The following is an 18,455-nucleotide window of genomic DNA, read 5'->3' as shown; positions in this document are numbered from 1 at the left end:
GGGCGTAGAGCTTATCCACCCAATCGCTATGGACAAAGGTCTTCGCTTCGCTATTCGTGAAGGCGGCCGTACTGTAGGCGCTGGTGTTGTTGCTAACGTATTGAACTAATACTTAACGCTGTCAGAGTAATCTGATTGTTGTTAATCATTAGTCAAAAGCCATCCTCGAAAGAGGGTGGCTTTTTTTGGGTATGGTTTGCTAATAGAATGACAGTGTCGACAATCAACGATAATATGATTGATATTAAAGCCAACAAATAAAGGGGCGCTGATGTTCGATATAAAAATACTAGAAGATAAGCAAGTAACAACGATCCAAGCAGTTGCTACTATCGAAGCTATGATTCAGCGACAAGACCCTTGGACATCTCAAACAATAGGCGACCTGCTCGAACAGGATAGTATCAGTCTGATGGTTGTTACTGATAATTCTGCAAACGAATTGATTGGCTACTGTTTATACCAATTATTGTTTGAGCAAGCAGAGATTTTACGCATTGGCACTCATCCTGATTATCAGCGTCAAGGGATTGCCTCACGAGTTTTTATTAGACTAGATGAGGCGTTAAAGGCCAATCAAGTAGAGAGTCTTTTATTAGAAGTGCGAGCAGATAATACTGCTGCGATCGCGTTATATGAGCAGCAAGGATTTACTGTGATTCATACACGTAAAAGCTACTATCAAACAGCGCATCAACCGGCAGTCGACGCGCTAATCATGCAGCGTATTTATAATTAATCTTAAAAAATATTAGCAGCTTTTATTATTTGAGATTTAAAACAATAACAAATATAAAATGCGGTGTGGTATCGAGGTTTCCTTATCAGGATAAAGGCAGTGTCTTTTTACACACATCAATGTCGAGTTTATAATCACTATCAGCCTTCATATGCTCAAGAATATCAATGCGTTCGGTCAACATCTCTATCATCAAACTGATGGTCGTTTGTTGTTTTCTGATTTGAATCAGTTTTTGCTGGGTAATGTTCAGCTGTAAGTCAATATCGAGCTGCCCATCGTAATAATCATTGAGGCTCTCTTTGATTTCAGTCAGGGTAAAGCCAATTGCTTGCGCGCTTTTAATTAATTCGATACGTTCAACACATTCTGGATGAAACTCAGTATATAGCCGCGAACCTGCCTGACGCTTACGAGACTTCAGCAGCCCCAATTGATCATAGTGACGAATCGTATCTTTAGTGGTGTTGGCTTTGGTTGCCAGCTTACCTATTAATAAAAAAGAGGTATCAGGTGCCATAATGTACTCATGATCGTGATAGGTAAGTTACTGATTTATGAAAAAATTGCCGATTAAACGTAATAGTAATAATCATACGTACTCAATCGAGTCGCGCTATTTCATGTATCGATTAGCCAGATCAACTTTAGACTTTAAAATAAAGTAATAAACTAGAGGTTTAATTGCCAAGGTTGCAAACTCCCTAACAGCGATACCGCTAGAGGCTTATGCGAGTTTTTGTGCCAATTATCTGAACTATTAGATATTAATATATCTAGTTGAGCCAAAAACTCAGTACGTGACAAGGTGATAGCACCTAAACTCGTGAGATGATCGTTAGGGAGTTGACAGTCGACAAGATTAACATTGCTTTGCTCACATAAGCGCATCAAGCCCCAAAATGCCAGCTTTGATGCATTAGAAGCGATATGAAACATCGATTCACCAAAATAAATGCCGCCTATTTTTAAGCCGTATAAACCGCCAACGAGTGCATTTTTATCATCCCAAACTTCAATACTATGCGCAAAGCCTTGAGCATGTAGCTCAGTATAGGCTTCAATCATCTCATCATGAATCCAAGTATGTTCGCCTTCAGGCTGACTTTCATTAAGATCGTCATTAACGCCATTACTACGCGGTAAACTACAAGCATGTATGACCTCATCAAAAGCTTGATTCAGCGTCAACTGCCAACGACTACGGTTTGCTTGCTTACGTAGCGATTTACTGGGCTGATAGTCTGTCGACTGCATCACACATCTGGGTTCAGGGCACCACCAAGCAATTGGCTCCTCGTCATTAAACCAAGGAAATAGACCCTGTGCATAAGCAGAAATCAGCGTCTCAGGGGCTAAATCTCCCCCGATAGCCACAATACCCATACCTTCAGGATCTACTATCGCTGGCTCTGGAAAATCATAACGCCCAAGACTCTTGATATGTTGAACAAAAGCCTCAGGCGTTGTATGACCATCGTTAACAAAATCGCTCATTTACGCTTCTTTGTCAGCTGTCAACGTTGAAGCATAAGTATGATCTTGAGCGACCGTTTCGCCTATTGCATCTAGGTACTTTTCAGCATCAAGTGCTGCCATACAGCCTGTACCAGCAGAGGTGATCGCTTGACGATAGACGTGATCTGCGACGTCACCTGCGGCAAAGACACCTTCGATACTGGTTTGGGTAGCGTTACCATTGAGACCGCTGTTGACGATCAGATAACCGTCTTTCATCTCTAACTGACCTTTAAATAAGTCAGTATTCGGCTTATGACCAATGGCAACAAACATACCAAACACATCCAGTTGCTTGGTGCTGCCATCAATCATAGATTCAATGACCACGCCATTTACACCCATCTCATCACCAACCACTTCTTTTACGCTGTGGTTCCACTCGATTTTGACATTACCATTTTTGGCTTTTTCAAATAGTTTATCTTGTAGGATTTTTTCTGAGCGTAAGCTATCACGGCGATGGACTAAAGTGACTTCAGCGGCGATATTTGATAAATACAGCGCTTCTTCAACGGCCGTGTTACCACCACCGATAACTGCCACTTTTTGGTCTTTATAAAAGAAGCCATCACAAGTTGCACAAGCAGAAACGCCAAGACCACGGAATTTGGTTTCTGACTCTAGACCTAGATACTGTGCTGATGCGCCGGTTGATATAATAAGAGCATCACAGGTGTAATTGCCGTTATTACCAGTCAGCTCAAAAGGACGCACATTTAAATTCACAGCATTGACATGATCATAAACCAGTTCAGTACCAAAGCGCTCGGCATGGGCTTTCATACGCTCCATTAATGCAGGACCAGTCAAATCATGTGCATCACCCGGCCAGTTATCGACTTCGGTCGTCGTCGTGAGCTGTCCGCCGACTTCCATACCGGTGACCATAACAGGCTTTAGGTTGGCGCGTGCTGCATACACAGCAGCAGAATAACCAGCAGGACCTGAACCTAAAATAATGAGTTTTTCGTGGCGTGGAGCAGTATTATCAGTTGCCATAAGATTTCCTTGCTAGAGCAATAAATGTGAAAAGGTTCAACGTTAAAATAATAAGTAGATATTATAAGTATTATAAAAGATAAGCGTAAAAATGACGACGTATCTGGTTATTATCGTTGCTATGTGATAATAACATAAGGGCTAAGAGCAAAAAGTGCAAGTTTGCTAAAACAAATATGGGTATCATTAGAACTAAAGTATCTGAAGCTTGAAATTTTAGTACCAAAAATGAGCCTATATTCAAATATAGTCAGTGAAAAGTGATATATAAACATCACGTACTGCTGGTATTACTTTGTCTTGCTTGCTGTACCTACGCAGACAGAGGCTATAAAAAATTTATATCAGCAGTAACGTAGAGCTTTAATATATTTTGGTTAGATTCTAATGCAAAAAGAACAGGCATCATTTTTTACTAGCTGCATTTTTGGCTAAATCACTACTGGATTGATTTTCTTATGCGCTTTATTGATAACACGGTCGCCATGGCAGCTATGTATTTGTTATTATAAGAAGTTGTATGCCGCGCACAAAACAAAAACAGCAATGCGGTCAATATTTTGTCGTAGTATTTTAGATAAAGTTTTTGTGTTATTACGCCACATCAGTCGTAACCTATTACAGCAGTTTCTATCAGGAATTTATGTCAGCATGATTAAGCTTAATCATGGTTTGACGACTATTGAGTATTCATGACGAGTATTAACAACAAGGCAGATCTTACGTGATATCAGCACCAATTATTGATTACTTAAAAAAGGGCATATTTACCCTACTAGGATTACTCCTCGCGGTTTATTTGTTCGTGATTTTGATGACTTATACCGGTAATGATCCTAGCTGGTCGCACATCAGTAGTGATATGACGACCATTAATAATATGGGCGGCGAGATGGGCGCATGGCTCTCAGATTTGCTATATAGCTTCTTTGGTTTTGGTGCGTGGTGGTTACTGGCGTTTCTGGTTTATGAATCAGTGCTGATTTGGTGGGATAATAAACCGACGTTTTGGTTATTACGCTTGGTTGCTTATGTGTTCTTGATACTGAGCAGTAGTGCATTATTTGCCCAACTGATCGCATTGGTACAGCAGGTAGCAGATCCGATGTCGTCAGGTCTCAAAGGCGTTGCTGGCGGTATTATTGGTCTTGAGCTACAAGCGAGGCTAGCACAGCTATTATCGCAGTGGGGGAGTGTGACGTTTTTGGCAGTGTTTGTCGCTATTACGACCACCTTTGCCTTTAATATTCATTGGATGAGTATTTACGAAAAATTCAAAACTTTGTCTTGGTTTGGGTCAGGTGTCAAAAACCTTGATAGCAGCCTTGACGCTAGTCAAATAACACAAGAAGACAATGCTACTAGTGCTGCCGATAAACAAGGTCGTGATACAGCAATAAGTGAGACTGATACTCCAGAATATGAGCAATTGCCTCTTGAGTTGCAAGTGGATGAACAGGCTAACAATAAACAGCAAGACAATAGAAGTGGTCGTTTTAATAGCGCATTGACAGACTTTTTATCGTCTTCAGGATTGGGTGCCAGTGTAAAAGCTTCTATGGCAGCCGCTGCGCAAGTCGCCAGTGAAAGTACCAAACGAGAAGAGCAGCTGCAAACTGCAGCCGCCACAACGATTAGCAATAGCGCTTTTAATCTGAATAAAACATCAGTACCTGCTACCAATGCTACGCCAATGCCTATCAGAAAGGTTGAGCCAAGTTTTGCATGGAACGATGCAAATACTGTCGCTGATTTATTAGCAAACCAGATAGAAAATGAGCAAGATACGATACCTTATGATGTCGTAAATGCTCCATATTCAGAGGCATCAGCTGCTGCTTCTGTTGACAGCTTAAATACTGAAATTTCTTCTGCTAGCCCAGTTCTTGATATCACTCAAGAGGAGACTCAGCAACAAGCAGCACATTCGTTAAATGATTATGCACCGAACATGTCAACTACGCAGCCAGATATTCCTGAATCAGCGCCTAGCGTCGATAGCTTAGTGGATGCATGGTTGGCAGAACATGCGGCAGTGCCGGAAGCGACTGATTTTAGCCATGAACAAGAATTATCTGCCGTAGAGACATTAACAGAAACTGCGCCTATTCAGCAGCAAACTGCTATATCACCAAACGACTCTACTGACGACATACCTAATAATGCTGCAAATGACTTGTTGAACGATTTGGAGTCTTTTTCTGATGCTGATGTAGAGAATACATCAGAAATAATAGATATGACACCGACCAATACCCCGCCTGCAAATCCAAAAGTGTCACCAATGGCAGAAAGTATGTCTACCATATCAAGTATCGAGTCAGCCACAGTAACCAAACCAACTATGAGTTTTGCAGTCCCAGAAGGTGATAGTAGCAATCATATTACGGATATGATGCCAGAATACGACAATTTTTATGATAGTACTAACGAGATTGATGCTCCCGTTATGCCTCATATTAGTGATGATGTTGCATTCAGTCAAAAATCACGCTCGATGCAAACGGCTGCCTATCGTAGTAGTCTGTCGCCGATTCCAGAGATGTCGATCTTAGATAAACCAGACCCCAATCGTCAGCCAAGCTATACGCTTGCTGAGCTTGAGCAGTTATCAGAGCTACTGGAAATCAAATTACAAGAGTTCAATGTCAAAGCAAATGTTGTCAATGCGATTCCAGGACCTGTCGTCACTCGCTTTGAAGTAGACTTAGCGCCTGGGATAAAAGCCAGTAAAGTTACGGGAATTTCACGCGATTTGGCACGCTCATTATCAATGGCATCTTTACGTGTGGTTGAGGTCATTCCTGGTAAACCATATATCGGTATCGAAGTACCTAATAAACAGCGCGAAATGGTGCGTTTGATTGAGTTATTGGATACCGAAAAATTTAAAGATCCTAAAGCGCAAATCAGTATGGCGATGGGTAAAGATATTGGCGGTAAAGCTATTATTACTGATCTTGCACGAGCGCCGCATATGTTGGTCGCTGGTACGACAGGTTCTGGTAAATCAGTCTTGGTCAACGCGATGTTACTATCGATGCTGCTAAAATATACGCCGAACGAGCTGCGAATGATTCTTATCGATCCTAAGCAGCTTGAACTTGCCAACTATAATGATATTCCGCATTTGCTGACCCCAGTCGTTACCGATATGACTGAGGCGGCAAGTGCCTTGTCATGGTGCGTCGCAGAGATGGAACGTCGTTATCAGCTTATGAGCTTGCTAAAGGTGCGTAAACTAAATGAGTTTAACAAAAAAGTGATCGCTGCTGAAAAATCAGGCAATCCAATGCTTGACCCATTATGGCGACCCAATGACAGTGTAAGTATTAGCCAAGCACCAAAGCTAAAAACCTTACCGATGATTGTCATCGTTGCCGACGAGTTTGCCGATATGATTATGCAGGTCGGTAAGCAGGCAGAAGAGTTAATTACACGCTTGGCGCAAAAATCGCGGGCAGCAGGGATTCATTTAATCCTTGCGACTCAGCGTCCTTCAGTTGATGTGATTACTGGTTTGATTAAAGCCAATATTCCGGTACGAGCAGCGTTACGAGTCAACTCAAAAGTCGATTCACGGACTATTTTGGATAGTGGTGGCGCAGAAGATATGCTTGGTAATGGCGATATGCTGTTCTTAGGGCCTGGGCAAATTGAACCTGATCGTGTCCATGGCGCTTATGTCAGCGATGAAGAAGTCAATAGCGTCTGTGATGCATGGCGTGAGCGCGGTGCGCCTGATTATATCGACAATATGGCAGGCAATTTTGAATTGTCTAGTCCTAGCGGTGGCAGTAGTGCTGCCAATGCCTCTGGTGAAGATGATGACCTTTACAACGAAGCCGTTGGTTTTATTATGGAGACTCGTAAAGTTTCCGCTTCTAGTATTCAGCGTAAATTTAGCATTGGCTATAACCGCGCCGCACGTATTGTTGACTCGATGGAAGAGGCTGGACTGGTCAGTTCAATGGGTAAGAGTGGTAAACGTGAGCTACTAATGTAGAGCTTATGTTTGACTGGATGGTAAAAAGACGATTTACGAAAGTAACTCGTCTTTTTTATTGAAGATATTAAGGAATTTTATGTAGTAAAAGGTTTTAGAAGTATTATTTTCAGGCTATCAATTGCCCCTATCAAATAGGATTCTAAATACCGTAAATGACTAATGAGTTTGTTTATTCATTATAAACAGTAAGGTTTTATACTAAACTGGATGCTGTCTATAAATCGGATACATATCAATCTTTTCAAAATTTTAATTTGATTATTCTCCAAGGAAGGTCGGTTATGTTTAAAGAATATACTCAATACGATGCATTAGCACTCGCGGCATTGGTCAATGCTGGGGAAGTCAGTACCAAAGAGTTGCTGAATGCGGCAGTCTATCAAGCCAATCAGCTCAATCCTAAATTGAATGCTATCATTCATCGTTTTGACGAGCGCGCTTATGCTGCAGCGCAGGCGGGACTGCCAGCTGGTGTATTTAATGGCGTCCCTTATTTGTTAAAAGATTTGTCATTTAGCTTCACGGATGAGCCGATTACGATGGGCAGTCGTAGCGTCAATATCATCTCAAAAAGCGATAGCGAAATCGTCAAGCGTATGAAAGCAACCGGCGTCAATACCTTTGGTAAGACCAATACCCCAGAATTTGGCTTGATTATCACCACTGAGCCAAAAGCACATGGCGTGACTCATAATCCTTTTAAAAAAGGCTATAGCTCTGGTGGCTCATCGGGTGGTAGTGCGGCGGCAGTGGCAAGCGGTATTGTACCGATGGCAGGCGCGGGTGATGGTGGCGGCTCGATACGCTTTCCTGCTGCATGGTGTGGCACGTTTGGACTCAAACCCAGTCGTGGACGTAACCCAATGGGACCGTTATTTGGTGAAGGCTGGGAAGGGGCAGTAGCCGATCATGTAATTACACGTAGCGTGCGTGATAGTGCCGCGATGCTTGATGCGACTAGTGGTGCTGAGATTGGGGCGCCTTATGTTATAGCGCCGCCTAAAGGTACTTTCTTAGAAGCGGCGATGCGCGCACCACGACAACTGACCATCGCCTTGCATCAACAGCCGTTGGTTGCCAATACTGTGGTCGATAAGGAAGTGCTTACCGTATTAGAGAAGACTGCTAAGCAGCTAGAAGCCATGGGTCACCGCGTAATACCGGCTGAACCTAATATTAATATTGAACAATTCTGGCATAACTTTTTAGTCGTTGTTTGCGCGCATACTGCGTTTACTATTGATAATATTGAGCGTTGCTATGGTGCGCAGCATATACAAAATCTTGAACCGCAAACGTATAACATGGCAATGTTAGGACGTTCATTATCGGCTGTTGATTTGGCGCACGCCAAGCATGGCTGGCATGATAGCCAATATCAAACCGGTCTTCTGCTAGAGACCTACGATATGATTTTGTGCCCAACCGTTCCAACACCAGCAGTAAAACATGGCGTATTACCACCAAGTCGCATGGACGAAATGCTGATGCGCAGCGCTAGTTTGCTAAATAAAGGCATGGATATGGGCAAATACGCTTTTAGCTCAGGCATGATTGAAAAGTTAAGCTCGCCAGTGCTTGGGAAGATGGGTTTTACCTTATTGGGTAATATTACAGGCTTGCCAGCCATGTCGTTGCCTGTCGGTATGAGTAAAAAAGGTCTGCCGATCGGTATGCAATTGATTGGGCGTATGAATGATGAGACGACGTTATTGAGTGTAGCAGGCGAAATGGAGCGTGGAGGTTTATTTACCAAACTTGCTTTTGAAAAGTAGTGTGGTATACCTGCATATATCTATCGCTTTGATTGAGAGTCTTTAATCAAAGCGATAGATATCCATGCCTAAGCTATGATGCACCATACTTTGATGCACGACTGAGACACGTTGACCGGCACCTAAGGCAAAAAATAGCGGCAGTAAATGCTCATCACTTGGATGGATATCTTTATAGTCAGGATATTGCTGCCAGTCTAGGGCGCTTGGGATGTCGGTTTTGAGCTGTTGTAGTAGCCAAACTTTAAAATCTTTTGCGGTTTGATCAATACTGTCTGCTTGCCAGCGTAGCGCTTGCAAATTGTGGGTGATATTCCCTGAACCGATAATCAAAATTTGCTCATCACGCAGCCGTGCCAGTTGCGCGCCCAATTGATAGCAGGCGATACTGTCATAATACTGTGGCAAGGATACTTGTACGATAGGAATATCAGCCTGTGGATACAGGTGTAAAAGTGGCGCCCATACCCCATGGTCACTGACACGTAAAGGATTGACCCTACAAACAATACCACGGGCACTCAGTTGCTGCGCCAAGGTCTCAGCAAGTGCTGGATGACCAGCAGCAGGATATTGCAGCTCATATAGCTCTGGAGTAAAACCTGAAAAATCATGCCACGTTTTTGGCTCAGGATTGCTGCTGATCTCAAGTTTCGCGGATTGCCAATGCGCGGACATAATGACGATGGCACGAGGTTTGGGTAAGTTTTGTCCTATACGAGCTAGCGCGCTCGTCGTAGCAGATTGCTCGATAGCCAGCGTCGGTGCACCATGCGATATAAACAGCGCTGGTAACTTAGGGCGCTTTGCCGCGCTCGATATGATAGGCGTATCTGTCCAAGCCGCCGCCGCCGTAATTGGCGTCGATATTAGTGGGCTATGCAAATCGTCGCGATTATCATCGCGTTGCGGATTGATACTTTGGGCATTGGGTGTTGCAGGTTTAGGATGTCTCATGTGGCATTTATTAGGGCGTGCGTCCATTTTTCAATCTGTTGTGTCACTGTGATTGATGATGTTTTCCTACGGGATAGTTTTCTATTGCTACTTTAATTACCACGGTGATAAGGATGGTTATGATTGATACTCATCGCGCGATATAGCTGCTCCATGAGGACAACGCGCACTAAAGGATGCGGTAGCGTAAGCGCCGATAACGACCATTTCACATCTGCTTTTGCCAATACCTCTGGTGACACACCATCGGCACCACCGATGACCAAAGCGATATCATCGCCTTGCTGCATACCATCAGACAATTTATCTGCCAAATTTTCGGTCGATAGCATCTTACCCTTGACATCAAGTACCCACAATTGCTCACGTCCTGCTACAGCATGAGCGGCTAATATCGCCTGACCTTCTTGCTCACGGTATTGAGCTAAATTGGCATCTGATGGATTCTTAGCACGTTTTGCCGCCGCAATTTCAACGACTTCGGTAGTGAGCATAGGCTGAATACGCTTATGATATTCATCGAAACCAGTTTGTACCCACTTGGGCATTTTATTACCCACGGTTAAAATTCTTACTTTCATAACAACTGCCATTTTAAGAAGGGGTTAAATAAATGTAATAAGAAAACCTGTTAAATATTAGATTCTTTGCTCAAGACATGTTTGATAAACAATTATTCTGTATGATTTTAATGCTTTCAAAGCCCACTTACTTACCAATAGTCCAACAGCCGCCTAAAAAGGATAGAGTAAGACAAAGAGAAGAGTCATGCTGCTCTATCCTTTTTAGAGCTGATCAAGTTTTTAGTAAAAATTTTATCAACTGTATTACATAAGTGGAGCAATCGTCTCTGATACCGTATCATCTGCTTCTTGGTTATTGCTATAAGAAGGACTGGGCTTTGGAATAATAGTCAGTTTGGCATCCGACTCAAAAACAACGGCTTCAACCTCATCAAAATTATGAATACCCTCAGAGCGCATGGCACACTCAATTTCTTGGCGGGTCAAACGCTCATCACGCATGGCATCGGGCAAAAACTGTCCTTGGTAAAAGACAATGCGTGGCTCAGACAAAATAAAGCTGCTAAATTGCGGCGAAACAGAGGCGTATTTGGTGACCAAAAATTGTAATAAATACAGTGAAAGAATAGCCGCCATACCTTCGATAATCGGAATGTCTTTGAGTAAAATCGTACTGGCACTCAATGACCCAATCATCACTGTGACAATCCAGTCAAAATTATTTAGCTGAGAGGTTGAGCGTTTGCCTGAAATTTTAGTAAACATAACAATCAAAACGTAGACCACGACCGTGGTCAGAATAATACGTCCAAGCTTATCAACATTGTCAAAAAAAATCATTTCCATGGTCTTATCTCCTATTCATCAAAGTTCATCAGCGTAAATACAGCGTAACGGAATTTAGAGATGAATAGGGCAAAAACTTTGTAGTTGCTTGTTTATAACGTTCAATTGTTGAAAGCAGGCAATTAAGCGCCCTTGCGATTGGGATCAAGCAAGTGGTTAATTGCCCAAATGCTGATACGTGCGCTCACCAAACTCAGCACCAATATCATGATCAATGCAGAAATTAGCGGTAAAGGCTGCTGCATGCTCATCTCAAGCAGCACTTCACGGCTGATAGAATCGAATAGAAATACCCATATCCCCAAAAAATAAACCATAGTGAGTAGCCAAACCACGATCACGCCGCCAAACATTAAGCGGTTGATCTCGTCTCTATCTAGTGCACGCTGTTGGTGCTTGATAAACTTATGCACGGCAATATAAGCGCCCAAGACAATAGACAGCACAGTGACCAATTGCGCATTGAGAGCAAGCTTGGTTTGAATCATCATAAATACAGCGCTGGCAAGCATATAGCCAACGGCAAAAAACCCAATATAGAGCATCAATTTGGGTTGAGTGGCAGTTGTATTTAAGTGTGATCCTTTACGTCCTGATGGGGTGATAGGTTTGCTAAGTGACGCGGGCTTACGTGACATAAAATGTCCTTTATAAAGTAAATAATCTGGCGTAAAAAATTAATGCTGCGCTGTCCAATCTAACATGGCGTCCAGTACCGTTTTTGCTATATAAGTATTTAGCGCTTGCTCATTATTGATCAGTCCCACTACCACATAATCCTGTCCTGATAAGCCTTTGACATAGCCTGCCATCGAAGTGACATTGTTTAAAGTACCTGTTTTTATCCAAGCTCGACCAATGGCGTTTGATTCTGGTAAACGCTCGCTATGTGTCAAAATGGTGCCACTGACGCCAGCAATACCTAACGAGTTTACATAAGCATTAAAGCTTGGGTGAGCGTAAGCATAAGTCAGCAGCTCGCTTAGATTAGCAGCGCTGATCGTACAATCACGGCATAACCCTGAACCATTGGTCAGATGTGGCGGCGGCGTGCTTAGATGCGTTTGCCACCATTCGTTGATGGTTTGTAAGGCAGCAGGGTAGCTCGTTGTCGCAGGCTTACCAAATTGATATAAGCTACGCTGACTATTAATGGCTTTATCGACGTTTTTATTAATGGTTGGATTAACGGTTTTATCTTTGGGTTTATGATAAGCACCTATTGATAGCGCCACTTGTTCAGTCATCACATTATTAGAGAAATGATTGATATCATAAATTTGCTGCGTTAAGTTTAAAGAAGGATAACTAACAATTGGTAAAGGCGACATTGGTAGAGCTGCCAAACCGCGCGCTGATATGGATTTCTTATTCTTATATGGTGTTTCTTGAGCGACAACGTTGCCCGTTAGCGTATTATCCAGTGCTTGCCATTTGGCTTTGATCACGCGCGCCGCAAAATCTTTGGCATCAGGATAAGCGACATAAAAAGCATGGTCGCCGCAGTTATCGGGTAGAGAGGTATCAAAGGTCATCTGAGTCGCTTGCCACTGCGGCGCTAAGCTATAACGTGCTTGACCACAGGCAGAGGGTCGTATATTTATCTTACTTGGCAACTTATAATCTGCCAGCTGCGGCATATAAGTCAGCTGTGCTTGGGCATTATCTAATGGATAGCTTTGGATACCAATAGTACTAAAATTTACCAAAAAACCATCGGGACTGGCGTTATAAGGACGTAAAGGCGCGTTATCAAATGCCGCAGGATCTTTAGTGACATGGTTAAAAATAGTGCTATCTACAATGATATCGCCATCGATATGACGGATGCCTGCTGCTTTCACTTTATAGAGTAATTGCTGTAAGCGCTCATGGGTCATTTTTGGGTCGCCACTGCCTTGAATTATCAAATCACCAAGCAATGTATCACCAATGATAATACCAGTATGATAAACGCGCGTATGCCAGACAAAGTCAGCGCCCAAGATATCTAAAGCAATAAAGCTGGGAACGAGTTTCATCGTGCTGGCGGGCGTACGCGCAATATCAGGCTGATGATTGAGTAATGGTGAAAACGATATTTTTATTGAGGTCTCACTGTCAGCTTTTTTATTGTCGCTATTATTATCTGCGCCATTAGCACTGATATTGTCGTTCTGACTGGGAGAATAATTAGCAGTGTTTAATACGTTTTCTGGCAGTAATGACGGAGTACTCATCAAGCTTTGATGGGTATAAGGATCATCAGTATAAGCGTGTAATTGTCTGTCGTGCTGTCTGATGGTTTGCTTTTCGATGGTTACTAACGCGCTTTGGTAATTGGCTAGCGGCTTAGGGCTCTGCTTGTTTTGCACCAGTTTTTGCTTGCTGTTATTGGCATCAGTATTTATCTCGTCTGAGCTTGCAGGCTGCAATTGATTGACCGCCCTTTTACTGTCGATAACCTGAATGGCAGAGGGCAAGCGGCTGGCGTTTTTATCTCCCACAGGTGTGATAACGATACTGATGTCTGCTGCGCTTAAATGGGCTCGCGCTAATGCCGTTTCAATCTCTTGCGGTAAGGCAGCGTGCACCTGTAATGGCGCTAAAGTAGGAGCAACAACTAATGCCAATAAAGATAGACGTTGACCGATATTTTTCGGCGTTTGCAAATATTGGCTAATGGCTGTCAGAGGGGAAGTAGTCCGTATAGAAGAATTATGAGTTCTAAGTAGAGTTGGTTTTACTAAGGAGCGCATGAACAGCCTATCATCAGGTGGCAAAAACAGGATATGGTAACATGAGTTACTGTTTTCGCGTAGCTGTAGCATGTAGTTGTAAGCGTGCTTTTATCTTAAAGCCTTGTCTAAATAATGCATTTTAGCCATTATATTAGCGCATATGCAAAAATGCCATTGCCGTCATGATGGCGTCATTATAAGCATCGTGGGTGCCAAGCTCAGGAATATTATAATGCGCCAAGATACTATTCAAATGCTGTGCTTGGCTTGAAAGCCCTTGGCTACGACCCATCATACGCCGGCTATAAAGGGGGCGGATATCGATAATCTCATTGGGCAAATGAGTACCCATATAATGCTTTACTAAAGGGTTTAAGAACCCGACGTCTATTTGCGGACAAAACCCCACAAGTGGCCGATTGCCAATAAAGGGTAATAGTAACTCCAGCATCTCATCATAGCTCATCGCATGCTCAACATCGGCGGTGCGCAGTCCATGAATGACAATGGTATCGCCCTCAGGCATGACAGGCGGTCTGCAAAGCAGATGCAGCCCATTTCCTGTATCAATCTTATCACCATTGATATGAATGGCAGCTACCGATAATAGGTGATGCTTCTTTGGATTGAGTCCGGTCATTTCACAATCAATCGCAACCCACTGCTCATCGACAGGTGCCGTAAACATTGATGCCAGTTCAGGTCGCTGTAACTGGTTTTTTTGCCAAGCAGTAGACAGCTGTTTTAGCCAGTTCATAGTCAGTTATCTCCAAGGCTAACCGGTTTAGCTTAACCAAATTCAAGCTGATAATGTCGGCTTAACTGGTCTTTAAAGCTTTTTACTACCGCCAAACACTCTTTTAATAAATCACGCTCAAGGGCAGACAAGGTCGTTGGATTGACTTCTTTTGCATGCTTATTGTCTGTCAATAGCGCGACTGATAGGCGCTGCGCCATAAAGAATTCTAATGCCTCAAGTAAGGTGTCGGCACGCTCTTGGGTTAAGGCCTGAGCTTGAACCAAAGCTTTCAGACGACCTTTGCTGCTAGGATCGGTAAAGAGATCGTTTTCTAACGCCAAGGTACGGATACCATGTACCAATGGAAAGATACCCGCTTTTTTGAGGTCAATAGTATAAGAGCTGGGTTTACCACCCAATAACGGTACTAGCTTTTGCCACCATTGATTGATATCGCCGAACTGCAGCGCTGCTCGTGCAAATTGGCGCACGAACATCAAGTCTGACTGCCTATGGGCCGTCTTTAGATGTTCACGAACCTGCGTCAATAGTGTTTCATCACCGCAAACATATTCACCATCAAATATAGCGGATAAATAAATACTGTGCGTTGGGTCTGTGTTTTTAAACCATAGACTAATCTGCGCTTTAAACGCTTTTAATGGTTGCCGCCACATGGGATTGGTCATCATGATATGACCATCGCAAAGCGGATAGCCAAGATCTGCTAAGTGCTGGTTAAAGGTATTGGCAAATTGTGCCAGCTTAGGGTGGTCATAACCATCACGCATGATGAGCGCATTGTCTTGGTCGGTACGCATGATTTGCTCGCCGCGACCCTCTGAACCCATGACAATAACACAGCTATTCTTCATTACTTCATCAGGAACGATGAGTTGCCAAAGTTTGGTAAATACTTGCGCGTTAAGGGTTTGTACCATGCGGCTGACGTTGCCCATTTTGATACCGTTTTGATGCTGAGCGCGAATATAGCGTCCGATGAGCTCAACGGCAGTCGCCAAACTTGGCAAATCTGTGGCTTGGTTAATTTGAATACTAATCAGCTGAGAATGATGACCAATGTGAGCAAGCATATCGCCTTGTGCAAGCACACCGATGACTTTACCATTAGTATCTATTACTGGTAACCTGTGAATGCGATAGCGAGTCATGGTCAGTAATGCATCACCAATCTCATTATCAGCGTTAATGGTTCGCAGATTAAAACTTGCATAGTTTTGACAAGGCGTTGTAACAGTGTTTTGTTGGTCGCTGACGGCGCGGCAGATATCATTATCGCTGAGGATACCCAAGGTACGATCGGAGCTATTTTTATCTTGTAAATGTCCTAGTGGGCGTATCAAAACATGCTTCAATCCAGCCTCAGTCATGGTACGTGCTGCTTGATATAGACTATCGTCTGCGTCAACGATATGGACTGGTAGTAAAGTAATATCAATCACCGGCTGTAGCATGATTTGCTGTACTTCCTGAGGGTCGTCATAGCTGGCAGCGTCAAGTTTTTTCCCACCATGCCTCAGCTGTAAAGCTTTTAAACGCTCAGGCAGATTTTCTGATAATAATTGGCGTACGAAATGGTTTTGGGCACCGATTTTATCAATGGTTACCCCATTTACTTGCAGCAATAAAGTATCTTCGACAGCGCGAAACTGATAAGCAGCCGGCTGCGAATCAATGTTTTTATCTTCTTGCAGCCCATCTTCTATGAGCGACTTTGGTGAGCGTCTGCTATCAAACCAATCATTACTATTAAGATGGGCAGTATGGTTGTTGCCCAAATAAGAGGCGACAAAATCACCATCTAACAGCTGCTCGACATGACCTTTAAGCACCACATAGAAGTACTGCAAATCATCCGCTGGTAACATCTCATCTTTGGCAAGATAACGCACTTGGGTATTTTTTTTGATACTTTGGCGTTCAGCGGCACTTAATACATCAAATGGTGGCTGGGTAAAATCAAGATGGGGCATGGCATCATCCTTGATGGCATAAGCAATAAGAGGGATGTAAGTATGATAAATACAGTCAGGGAAAAGTAATATCGATACATCAAGTGCTGCTGATATTAATTTTTCTTGCTTGCTGTGACTGCGCAGACAGAGGCTGCAAAAAATTTATATCAGCAGCACTGTAGCGTTTTTGAGATATTTTGACTATATATCATCAAATGGCGGTGCTGTATGATTCGGCTATAAGACTTACTATAGCATTCTTTAACAGAAAACCGCCAATAACCATAATATTATTGTGGTTATTGGCGGTTTGTTAAGCTTAATGCGTTTTAAATAGCGATTTTAAGCACCGAGTAATTGACGAATGCGCTTGATTGCCTCGCGACTTTCCTCGACGCTTGCCACCAAAGCAATACGCACATAGCCTTGCCCCGGATTTTCACCATTGACCTCGCGTGATAGGTAACGTCCGGCAAGCGCATGAATATTGGCATTCTCATAGAGTGCTTTGACAAATAATTCATCATCACCACCGAATTGCTCAGGCGCTTTTATCCAAAAGTAAAATCCTGCCTCAGGCATACGTAAATCCAGTAATTCTCCAAGCTCCGACATCCAGAGTGCAAACTTTTCTTGATACAGCGCTCGATTGTGTGCCACATGCTTCTCATCTTCCCAAGCGGCGATCGACGCCAGCTGATGAGGTATCGGCATCGCGCAGCCTTGATAAGTGCGGTATTGCAGATAAGAATCTAAAATAGTGGCATCACCAGCTACAAAGCCTGAGCGCAAACCGGGTAGGTTTGAGCGCTTCGATAAAGAGTGAAACACCAGACAATTTTTGAAATCGTGTCGACCAAGGGCAGCGCAGGCTTGCAGCAAGCCTATTGGCGCTTTATCAAAATACAGCTCGCTATAACACTCGTCGCTGGCAATGATAAAGCCATATTGGTCTGATAGGCGCAACACTTGCTCCCAGTCATCCATCGTCATCACTGAACCGGTTGGGTTGTTTGGGCTACAGACAAATAAGAGCTGTGTACGCGTCCAGACGTCTTTTGGCACACTACGAAAATCCCCCTTAAAGCTATTGTCTGAGGTGCAAGGGATAAAATAAGGCGTTGCTTGCGCTAATATCGCCGCCCCTTCATATATCTGATAAAAGGGATTGGGCATAACTACTATAGGCGTAGGAGTAGGCGATTGGTTGAGCGTTGCCGTCTGACTAACAGTCTCTGGCTCGTGATTAATCACTGCCTGCACGATACTAAATATTGCCTCACGTGTGCCCATTACTGGCAATACTTGCGTATTAGGATTGAGGTGATTTAAGAAAAAGCGCTTCTCAAGCCAATGAGCAATGGTTTGACGCAGCTCAAACAGCCCATTTGTGGTCGGATAATGGCTTATTTTGTCCAAGTTTTCGCGTAGTACGTCCAGAACAAAGGCAGGCGGCGCATGTTTTGGCTCACCAATACCCAGTTTGATTTCATCATAGCTATGGGCTGGAGTACTATCAGCCAGTAAAGTGGCCATCTTAGCGAATGGATAAGGGTGTAGGGACGTCAAGTTGTGATTCATAGGCAGGCTAACTATAATAGACAGTTAATAATAAAGTTATAAAGAAAAATTACATTTAAGCAGTGTAGC

The 18,455-nt window shown here is 43.2% G+C and carries 14 protein-coding genes and 1 pseudogene; 4 read left to right on the top strand and 11 right to left on the bottom strand.

Annotation, left to right across the window (positions count from 1 at the left end; translation table 11 throughout):
- A pseudogene (locus FQ083_RS11625) lies at nt 1–109 on the top strand (elongation factor Tu); the annotation flags it as partial.
- A gap of 162 nt (nt 110–271) precedes the next feature.
- Nucleotides 272–739, top strand: coding sequence for a ribosomal protein S18-alanine N-acetyltransferase (rimI, locus tag FQ083_RS11620; RefSeq protein WP_149409956.1), 468 nt, complete (start codon nt 272–274; stop codon nt 737–739).
- Between the two features lie 85 nt (nt 740–824).
- Here rimI and FQ083_RS11615 read toward each other — a convergent pair whose 3' ends face one another.
- From FQ083_RS11615 to trxB, 3 genes are all read right to left on the bottom strand, one after another.
- Nucleotides 825–1,259 carry a MerR family transcriptional regulator gene (locus FQ083_RS11615; RefSeq protein ID WP_149409955.1) on the bottom strand — a complete coding sequence of 145 codons (435 nt, stop codon included), beginning with the start codon at nt 1,257–1,259 and terminating at the stop codon, nt 825–827.
- Between the two features lie 152 nt (nt 1,260–1,411).
- Complete coding sequence (aat, locus tag FQ083_RS11610) at nt 1,412–2,236, bottom strand: leucyl/phenylalanyl-tRNA--protein transferase (protein WP_149409954.1); 825 nt, start codon at nt 2,234–2,236, stop codon at nt 1,412–1,414.
- Nucleotides 2,237–3,259, bottom strand: coding sequence for a thioredoxin-disulfide reductase (trxB, locus tag FQ083_RS11605; RefSeq protein WP_149409953.1), 1,023 nt, complete (start codon nt 3,257–3,259; stop codon nt 2,237–2,239).
- Between the two features lie 724 nt (nt 3,260–3,983).
- Between trxB and FQ083_RS11600 the strand changes: the two genes are divergently transcribed.
- Together FQ083_RS11600 and FQ083_RS11595 are read left to right on the top strand one after the other, a co-directional pair.
- Nucleotides 3,984–7,265, top strand: coding sequence for a DNA translocase FtsK (locus FQ083_RS11600; protein WP_149409952.1), 3,282 nt, complete (start codon nt 3,984–3,986; stop codon nt 7,263–7,265).
- A 284-nt stretch (nt 7,266–7,549) separates the two neighbouring features.
- Nucleotides 7,550–9,043, top strand: a complete 1,494-nt coding sequence (locus FQ083_RS11595) for an amidase (protein ID WP_149409951.1) — start codon at nt 7,550–7,552, stop codon at nt 9,041–9,043.
- A 42-nt stretch (nt 9,044–9,085) separates the two neighbouring features.
- Here the strand turns inward: FQ083_RS11595 and FQ083_RS11590 are convergent, their stop codons facing one another.
- The 8 genes from FQ083_RS11590 to dapC all read right to left on the bottom strand — a co-directional run bounded on the left by FQ083_RS11590 (nt 9,086) and on the right by dapC (nt 18,386).
- Complete coding sequence (locus FQ083_RS11590) at nt 9,086–10,000, bottom strand: DODA-type extradiol aromatic ring-opening family dioxygenase (RefSeq protein ID WP_149409950.1); 915 nt, start codon at nt 9,998–10,000, stop codon at nt 9,086–9,088.
- Between the two features lie 92 nt (nt 10,001–10,092).
- Nucleotides 10,093–10,581, bottom strand: coding sequence for a 23S rRNA (pseudouridine(1915)-N(3))-methyltransferase RlmH (rlmH, locus tag FQ083_RS11585; protein WP_041752952.1), 489 nt, complete (start codon nt 10,579–10,581; stop codon nt 10,093–10,095).
- 246 nt (nt 10,582–10,827) lie between these two features.
- Entirely contained in the window at nt 10,828–11,370 is a 543-nt protein-coding gene (locus FQ083_RS11580; RefSeq protein WP_149409949.1) for a DUF421 domain-containing protein, read from the bottom strand.
- Nucleotides 11,371–11,492: 122 nt separating this feature from the next.
- On the bottom strand, nt 11,493–12,008 hold the full coding sequence (locus FQ083_RS11575) for an ABZJ_00895 family protein (protein WP_149409948.1): 516 nt from the start codon (nt 12,006–12,008) through the stop codon (nt 11,493–11,495).
- 39 nt (nt 12,009–12,047) lie between these two features.
- Nucleotides 12,048–14,108, bottom strand: coding sequence for a D-alanyl-D-alanine carboxypeptidase/D-alanyl-D-alanine-endopeptidase (locus FQ083_RS11570; RefSeq protein ID WP_262881114.1), 2,061 nt, complete (start codon nt 14,106–14,108; stop codon nt 12,048–12,050).
- 133 nt (nt 14,109–14,241) lie between these two features.
- Nucleotides 14,242–14,853 carry a 3'-5' exonuclease gene (locus FQ083_RS11565; RefSeq protein WP_149409946.1) on the bottom strand — a complete coding sequence of 204 codons (612 nt, stop codon included), beginning with the start codon at nt 14,851–14,853 and terminating at the stop codon, nt 14,242–14,244.
- A gap of 26 nt (nt 14,854–14,879) precedes the next feature.
- Entirely contained in the window at nt 14,880–16,823 is a 1,944-nt protein-coding gene (locus FQ083_RS11560) for a DUF294 nucleotidyltransferase-like domain-containing protein (RefSeq protein WP_149409945.1), read from the bottom strand.
- A gap of 324 nt (nt 16,824–17,147) precedes the next feature.
- Entirely contained in the window at nt 17,148–18,386 is a 1,239-nt protein-coding gene (dapC, locus tag FQ083_RS11555; RefSeq protein ID WP_149409944.1) for a succinyldiaminopimelate transaminase, read from the bottom strand.
- Between the last annotated feature and the right edge of the window lie 69 nt (nt 18,387–18,455).

The sequence above is a fragment of the Psychrobacter sp. ANT_H59 genome (genome assembly GCF_008369225.1).
Taxonomy (GTDB): Bacteria; Pseudomonadota; Gammaproteobacteria; order Pseudomonadales; family Moraxellaceae; genus Psychrobacter; species Psychrobacter cryohalolentis.
Note: the sequence above shows the minus strand (reverse complement) of the source record. Positions and strands in the feature narration are given on the sequence as shown.

Coding starts and splice junctions, on each gene's coding strand:
- aat (WP_149409954.1), bottom strand. CDS start 2,236: ATGAGCGATTTTGTTAACGATGGTCATACAACGCCTGAGGCTTTTGTT.
- FQ083_RS11575 (WP_149409948.1), bottom strand. CDS start 12,008: ATGTCACGTAAGCCCGCGTCACTTAGCAAACCTATCACCCCATCAGGA.
- FQ083_RS11570 (WP_262881114.1), bottom strand. CDS start 14,108: ATGCGCTCCTTAGTAAAACCAACTCTACTTAGAACTCATAATTCTTCT.
- FQ083_RS11580 (WP_149409949.1), bottom strand. CDS start 11,370: ATGGAAATGATTTTTTTTGACAATGTTGATAAGCTTGGACGTATTATT.
- FQ083_RS11590 (WP_149409950.1), bottom strand. CDS start 10,000: ATGAGACATCCTAAACCTGCAACACCCAATGCCCAAAGTATCAATCCG.
- rlmH (WP_041752952.1), bottom strand. CDS start 10,581: ATGAAAGTAAGAATTTTAACCGTGGGTAATAAAATGCCCAAGTGGGTA.
- FQ083_RS11595 (WP_149409951.1), top strand. CDS start 7,550: ATGTTTAAAGAATATACTCAATACGATGCATTAGCACTCGCGGCATTG.
- rimI (WP_149409956.1), top strand. CDS start 272: ATGTTCGATATAAAAATACTAGAAGATAAGCAAGTAACAACGATCCAA.
- FQ083_RS11615 (WP_149409955.1), bottom strand. CDS start 1,259: ATGGCACCTGATACCTCTTTTTTATTAATAGGTAAGCTGGCAACCAAA.
- FQ083_RS11560 (WP_149409945.1), bottom strand. CDS start 16,823: ATGCCCCATCTTGATTTTACCCAGCCACCATTTGATGTATTAAGTGCC.
- trxB (WP_149409953.1), bottom strand. CDS start 3,259: ATGGCAACTGATAATACTGCTCCACGCCACGAAAAACTCATTATTTTA.
- dapC (WP_149409944.1), bottom strand. CDS start 18,386: ATGAATCACAACTTGACGTCCCTACACCCTTATCCATTCGCTAAGATG.